Below are 6,420 nucleotides of genomic sequence, written 5' to 3' on the forward strand. Positions count from 1 at the left end.
CATGCGAGGCCGGCTGAGGTGCTGGAACGGCCCCGCTGCAGGGGCCCGCCGCGAGCGTGCGAGTGGCGGGGGGCAGCGGGGTCCTTCGTCAGAACGTGGTGAAGACCAGTGCCAGGTTGTGCCCGCCGAAGCCGAAGGAGTCGTTGACCGCGGCGGTGAAGCTGGCCCTGCGCGGCTCGCGGCGCACGATGTCGAGCGCCTGGACCGCGGCGTCGTCGTCGGGGTCGTCGAGGTTGGCCGTCGCGGGCACCACCTGGTCGCGCAGGGCCAGGACGGTGAACACCGACTCCAGCGCTCCGGCCGCCCCGAGCAGGTGGCCGGTCTGGCTCTTGGTCGCCGACACCAGCGTGTCCTCGCCGACGGCGCTGCGGATCGCCTGGGCCTCGGCGGTGTCGCCGACCGGCGTCGAGGTGGCGTGCGCGTTGACGTGGCCGACGTCGGAGGGGGAGAGGTCCGCGTCGCGCAGCGCGGCGCCGATCGCGCGGGCGGCACCCTCGCCCTCCGGGTGCGGCGCGACGAGGTCGTAGCCGTCGGCGGTGGCCCCGGCCCCGGCGAGCCGGGCGTGCACCGTGGCGCCGCGGGCGCGGGCGGAGCCGGCCCGCTCGAGCACGAGCGCGGCGGCGCCCTCGCCGAGCACGAACCCGTCCCGGCCCTTGTCGAACGGCCGCGAGGCGCGCTCGGGCTCGTCGTTGCGGGTGCTCATCGCCCGCATCGCGGCGAAGCCGGCCATGGGCAGTGGGTGGACGACGGCCTCGGCGCCGCCGACCAGCACGATGTCGGCGCGGTCGAGGCGGAGCAGGTCCAGCCCCCAGCGGATGGCCTCGGCGCCGGAGGCGCAGGCGCTCACCGGTGCGTGCACGCCGCCGCGGGCGCCCACGGCCAGGCCGACGGCGGCGGCGGGGCCGTTGGGCATGAGCATCGGGATGGTGAAGGGCGAGACCCGCTTGGGCCCCTTGGCCTCGAGGACGTCGTCCTGGCCGAGCAGCGTCATCGCGCCGCCGATGCCGGTGCCGAACACGACCGCGATCCGCTCCGGGTCGACGCCGGCGTCGGCGGCACCGGAGTCGGCCCAGGCCTCCTCGCCGGCGATGACCGCCACCTGCTGGCTGCGGTCCAGCCGCCGGGCGCGGACCCGGTCGATCTGCTCGGCGGGCTCGGTGGCCAGGGTCGCGGCGAGCTGGGCCGGGAACTCCTTGACCCAGTCGTCGGTGAGCCGGCGGACCCCCGACCGCCCGGCCAGCAGCGCGTCCCAGGTGCTGGCGACGTCGCCACCCAGCGGTGTGGTGGCTCCGAGGCCGGTGACGACGACGTCGTCGTTCGAGCTCATGACGGGTCCTCTCCTGGGGCGTGCAGGCGCGGGCGGCCGGGGGACCGGCGTCAGCCCTGGTTCTTCTGGATGTAGCTGATCGCGTCGCCGACGGTCTTGATGTTGCCGAGCTCGTCGTCGGGGATGGCCACGCCGAACTTGTCCTCGACGGCGGTGGCGATCTCGACCATCGACAGGGAGTCGACGTCGAGGTCCTCGGTGAACGACTTCTCCGGGGTGGCGTCGGCGGGGGTGACCCCGGCGACCTCCTCCAGGATCTCGGCCAGACCTGCCTGGATGTCCTCGCTCACGCGGGGGTCCTCTCTCTCGGTGGGGGCGGGCGGTGCCCGCCGTCGGGCCCGGGGGTCCGGGGGTCGGTGGCGCGGCTCAGGGCAGGGTGAGCACCTGGCCGGCGAAGGTCAGGCCCGCTCCGTACCCGAGGACGAGCGCGAGATCACCACTCTTCGCCTCGCCGGACTCGAGCAGCGCGGTCAGCGCCAGCGGGATCGACGCCGCGGAGGTGTTGCCCGACCGCACGATGTCGCGGGCGACGACGACGTCCGCGCCGAAGCCCAGCCGCTTGGTCATCGACTCGACGATGCGCAGGTTGGCCTGGTGCGGGGCGAACACGTCGATGTCCTGCGGCCCGACGCCGGCGGCCTCCATCGCCTCCTCGAGCGTCTCGGTGAGCCGGGTGGTGGCCCAGCGGTAGACCGCCTGCCCGGCCATCGTCATCGTGCCGGTGCCGGCGGCGATCTCGATGGCCGAGAACTGGTCGCCGTCGCTGCCCCAGGCGACCGGCCCGATGCCGGGCTCGTCGGCGGCGCCGAGCACGGCGGCGCCGGCCCCGTCGGCGAAGATCACCGCGGTGGACCGGTCGCTCTTGTCGACGACGTCGGTCAGCCGCTCGACGCCCACGACGAGCGCGTTGCGGGCCGAGCCGGTGCGGATGGCGGCGGAGGCCACCTCCAGGGCGTAGCAGAACCCGGCGCACCCGGCGTTGAGGTCGAAGGCACCCGGGCGCGGGATGCCCAGCCGGTGGGCCACCTGCGGGCCGATGCCGGGGATCGGCTCCTTGAGGCTCGCGCTGGCCAGCACGACCAGGTCGATCTCGTCGGGCGCCAGGCCGCTGGCGGCCAGCGCCTTGCCGCCGGCGGCGACGGCCATCTCGACGAGGGTCTCGTCCTCCGACGCCCAGCGGCGCTCGGCGATGCCGACCCGGGTCTGGATCCACTCGTCGTTGGTGTCCATGACCTGGGCGAGCTCGTCGTTGGTCACCCGCCGTCGCGGGCGGTAGGCGCCGAGTCCGAGGATGCGGGCGCCGGGCGCACCGGCTGCCAGGCGGATGCTCACGCGGGGACCTCCGGGTAGAGACGGGCGAGGGGGTCGCCGGCGTCGACCAGGTCGCCGTCCTCGACCAGCCACTCCGCGAGGACGCCGTCGTAGCCGGCCGACACGTCGGCCTCCCCCTGCCGGCCGCGGACCCGGCCGAGCAGGGTGCCGGCCGGCAGGCGGGTGCCCTCGGGGACGTCGGCGGGGCTTACGGTGCCGCGGACGGGGGCGACGACGACCCGCCAGTCGGGCTGGTGCTCGGCCTCGGGCCGGCCGCGGGCGGCGTCGATGAGCGCGCGGGCACGGTCGAGGTCGCCGGGTCCGGTGAGGGCCAGGACCTCGACCGCGTTCCCGTCCGTGGCGTCCTTCCACTCCCGCTTGGCCAGCCCCGCCAGCGCCCCGGCCGGCGGCAGCTCGATCGCCGCGGTGACGCCGAGGTCGCGCAGGGTGCCCAGGCAGGCGTCGAAGTGCACCGGGCTGGTCACCTGGCTGACCAGGCGGGAGAGCGCCTCGGCGCCGGACTCGACCGCCGCGCCGTCGGCGTTGGACAGCAGCAGCCGGCTCGGGTCGGCCGGGCGGAGCCCGCCCACCAGGGCCTCGAGCTCCTCGCGGGCGGGGGCCATGTAGGCGGTGTGGAAGGCGCCGGCCACCGACAGCGGCAGCACCCGCGCCTTCGCGGGCGGCTCGGCCTTGAGCGCGGCCAGCCCCTCCACCGGCCCGGCGACGACGACCTGCCCGCCGCCGTTGAGGTTGGCCGCCACCAGCCCGTGCCGCGCCAGCGCCGCCTCGAGCTCCTCCGGGTCGCCGCCCAGGACCGCGGACATCCCGGTCGGGGTGAGCGCGCACGCGCGGGCCATCGCCCGGCCGCGGACGGCGGTCAGCGCGATCGCGGCCTCCACCGACAGCACGCCGGCCAGCGCGGCGGCGGTGAGCTCGCCGACGCTGTGCCCGGTGATGACCACGTCGCGGCCGCTGTGCGGCGAGTGCGCGACCGGGCCGGGCAGGCCGCCGAGCTCGCGGGCGACGAACAGGCTCATCGCGACCACCAGCGGCTGGGTCACGGCGGTGTCGCGGATGGCCTCGGCGTCGCCGGTGGTGCCCATCGTCAGCAGGTCGGCGTCGGCGATCGCGCCGGCCCAGCGGAAGAAGGACTCGGCTCCTGGGAGGTCCAGCCAGGGGGTGAGCATCCCGGGCTTCTGGGCACCCTGTCCGGGGGCGAGGACGGCCAGCACCTCCTCACCGTGTCAGAGGTCGGGGCCGCCCGCGCGCTCGGGCGCGACGAAAGCACACCGCCGCGCTTTGGAGGGTTCCTACAAGAACGACGCCCCAGATGGCCGCCCGAGGCCGTTTCCGTGGTGGGGACCACACTGCCCGCCCGAGCACTTCCGCGGGCGGCCCCCTCGCAGGGCCCCGCCGCGAGCCTGCGAGTGGTGGGGGGCGAGGGGGTCCGTGCTCAGCGCCAGAGGCCGCGGCCGCCGTCGAGGTCGGCGAGGGTCAGCGCGACGTGCAGCGTCCACGCGCCGCGGGGGTCGGTGGCCACCAGACCGGTCAGTTCCGCGGCCCGCTTGAGCCGGTACCGGACGGTGTTGGGGTGGACGAACAGCGCCCGCGCGCTGGCCTCCAGGTTGCCGCCGCCGGCGAGCACCGCGCGCACCGTCTCGAGCACCTCGCCGCCGGCGCTCCGCAGCGGCAGCACGACCCGCTCGGTCAGCGCCGCCCGCGCCAGCGGGTCGCCGTCGAGGGCCCGCTCGGGCAGCAGGGCGTCGGCGGCGACGGGCCGCGGCGCCTCCGGCCACGCCCGGGCCGCCCGAAGCCCCGCCAGGGCCGCGGCAGCGGACCCGCCGGCGGCGCTGAGCCGGTCGACGACGGGGCCGAGCACCACCGGGCCGGGGGCGAACTCCTCGGCGACCCGGCGGGCGGCCGCGGCGACGTCGTCGACCCCGCCGAGGACGACGACCAGCTGCTCGGCATGCACGCCGACGAGGACCTCGCCGCCGTGCGAGCGGGCGGCCCGGCGGACGGCGGTGTGCGCGTCGCCGTCGGCCGGGGCGGCGCCGACCAGCACGGTGACCGGCTCGGTGCCCGCCCAGCCCAGCGCCGCGGCCCGCCCGGGCAGCTCCTCGGAGCGCTCCCCGCGGACCAGCGCGTCGACGACGAGCGCCTCGAGCCGGGCGTCCCACGCGCCGCGGTTCTCCGCGAAGCTGGCGTAGACGTGCGCGGTGGCGAAGGCCACCTCGCGGCTGAACTGGAGCACCGCCACCCGCAGCGCGACGGCGTCCCCGGGCTCGGCCACCGACTCGACGTGGTCGTCCATCACCTCGACGGTGAGCTTGACCAGGTCGACGGTCTGCTTGAGCGGCACCGCCCGCACCAGGTCGCGGGGCGCGGCGCCGAACACCTCGCCGGTCAGCCGGGGCGGGCGGCCCGGGTTGCGGCACCACTCCACCAGCGAGGCGATGCCGGCCTGCGCGACGAGCATGACCCAGGAGCGCTGGTCGGCGGGCATGGTGCGGAACCATGGCAGGTCGTCGTCCATCCGGGCGACGGCGCGGGTGGCGATGGCGCCGGAGGCGCGCTCCAGCCGCCGCAGCGTCTCGGCGGACGGTGGGCGGTCGTGTCCCCGGTCGACCACGCGGGCCAGCGTGTCACGGCCCGCGACGTCGGGGAGAGTGGGGGAGTGCCGCCCCCCGACGCCTCCCGCCCGCGCCGTCGGGTGCTCACCGCGATCGGCGGCGGGATCACCGTCCTCGGCGTGCTCGGTGCCGGCGTGGTCTCCGGGTTCCCGCCGCAGGTCCGCCTCGACGAGGCGGTCAGCGGGGCGCTCTACACCGGGGACGACCGCTCCGCGCTGGTCGGCGGGCTGCTGGAGGTGCTGACCACCCCGGGGGTCACCTGGTTCCGGGTGCTGGTGTTCCTCCCGGTGCTGGCCTGGCTGGCCGCGCGGCGGGCGTGGCGGACGCTGCTCTGGGTGGGCGCGGCGATCACCGCGATCGGCCCGCTCACCACCGCACTCAAGGAGGCGGCCGGCCGCGCCCGCCCGGCCTACGAGAACGGCGGGCTGGTCTACGAGGGGCTCAGCTACCCCAGTGGGCACTCGTCGGGCGTGGCCACGCTGGTCACCGTCGCGCTGGTCCTCGCCTGGCCGCGGCTGACCGCGGGCGGGCGACGCAGGGCGCTGGCGGCGGGGGTCGCGCTCGCCGCGCTGGTCGGGCTCACCCGGGTGTGGCTGGGCGTGCACTTCCCGTCCGACGTCGTCGGCGGGCTGGCGCTGGGCGTCGCGTGGTCGCTGACCGTGGCCCTGGCGCTCGGCGGGCTGCCGGGCGGGGCGGCCGCGCTGCCCGGGCGCACGGTGGAGGGGGCCCGCACGTGACCGGCCCGGTCGGCGAGACCCTGCTCGAGCCCGGCGACGGCTCGCTCGGCCCGCTGCTGCGGGTCACCCTCGACCGGCTGCCGCCCGGCGCCGGCTACGGCGTGCACACGCACCGCGCCGTCGACGTCGTGGCCGTCGTGCTGGCCGGGTCGGTGACGCACCGCTGGGGGGACGCCGCCGGGATGGCGGCCGGGGACGTCGGCGTGCTGCGCGCCGGGCGCGGCCTCGACCACGACGAGGTCGCCGGTCCCGCCGGCGCGTGGGTCCTGCAGTCCTATCTGCGGGCGGCCGACCCCGACGCGGGGGGGGGGGGGGGGGGGGGGGGGGGGGGGGGGGGGGGGGGGGGGGGGGGGGGGGGGGGGGGGGGGGGGGGGGGGGGGGGCGGGGGGCGGGGGGGGGGGGGCGGGGGGGG

At 77.5% G+C, this 6,420-nt stretch carries 7 protein-coding genes; 2 read left to right on the forward strand and 5 right to left on the reverse strand.

Features of this window, described 5'->3' with window-relative positions; all coding sequences use genetic code 11:
- Positions 1 to 88: 88 nt before the first annotated feature.
- From ACI79O_RS09580 to ACI79O_RS09600, 5 genes are all read right to left on the reverse strand, one after another.
- A complete protein-coding gene (locus ACI79O_RS09580; RefSeq protein ID WP_456913983.1) occupies positions 89 to 1,327 on the reverse strand; it encodes a beta-ketoacyl-[acyl-carrier-protein] synthase family protein in 1,239 nt (412 codons plus the stop codon).
- A gap of 50 nt (positions 1,328 to 1,377) precedes the next feature.
- Positions 1,378 to 1,617, reverse strand: a complete 240-nt coding sequence (locus ACI79O_RS09585) for an acyl carrier protein (RefSeq protein ID WP_089403103.1) — start codon at positions 1,615 to 1,617, stop codon at positions 1,378 to 1,380.
- A 76-nt stretch (positions 1,618 to 1,693) separates the two neighbouring features.
- Positions 1,694 to 2,659: a beta-ketoacyl-ACP synthase III gene (locus tag ACI79O_RS09590; RefSeq protein WP_456893446.1), complete on the reverse strand. Its 966-nt coding sequence runs from the start codon at positions 2,657 to 2,659 to the stop codon at positions 1,694 to 1,696.
- Complete coding sequence (locus tag ACI79O_RS09595) at positions 2,656 to 3,870, reverse strand: acyltransferase domain-containing protein (protein WP_456913984.1); 1,215 nt, start codon at positions 3,868 to 3,870, stop codon at positions 2,656 to 2,658. Before ACI79O_RS09595 ends, ACI79O_RS09590 begins: the two co-directional genes overlap by 4 nt.
- Before the next feature lie 221 nt (positions 3,871 to 4,091).
- A complete protein-coding gene (locus ACI79O_RS09600; RefSeq protein WP_456875827.1) occupies positions 4,092 to 5,270 on the reverse strand; it encodes a PucR family transcriptional regulator in 1,179 nt (392 codons plus the stop codon).
- Positions 5,271 to 5,315: 45 nt separating this feature from the next.
- Here ACI79O_RS09600 and ACI79O_RS09605 point away from each other — a divergent pair, with 45 nt between their 5' ends.
- Both ACI79O_RS09605 and ACI79O_RS09610 read left to right on the forward strand, forming a co-directional pair.
- The gene (locus ACI79O_RS09605; protein ID WP_456913985.1) at positions 5,316 to 6,008 is read left to right on the forward strand and encodes a phosphatase PAP2 family protein; all 693 of its coding nucleotides are present in this window, start codon (positions 5,316 to 5,318) and stop codon (positions 6,006 to 6,008) included.
- The coding region (locus tag ACI79O_RS09610) for a pirin family protein (protein WP_456913986.1) at positions 6,005 to 6,420 on the forward strand (416 nt) is incomplete at its 3' end. The genes ACI79O_RS09605 and ACI79O_RS09610, both read left to right, overlap by 4 nt.

This window comes from Geodermatophilus sp. SYSU D00696, from assembly GCF_054050235.1.

Excerpts from the sequence above, each read along its gene's own strand:
- ACI79O_RS09580 (WP_456913983.1), bottom strand. The coding sequence starts at position 1,327 with ATGAGCTCGAACGACGACGTCGTCGTCACCGGCCTCGGAGCCACCACA.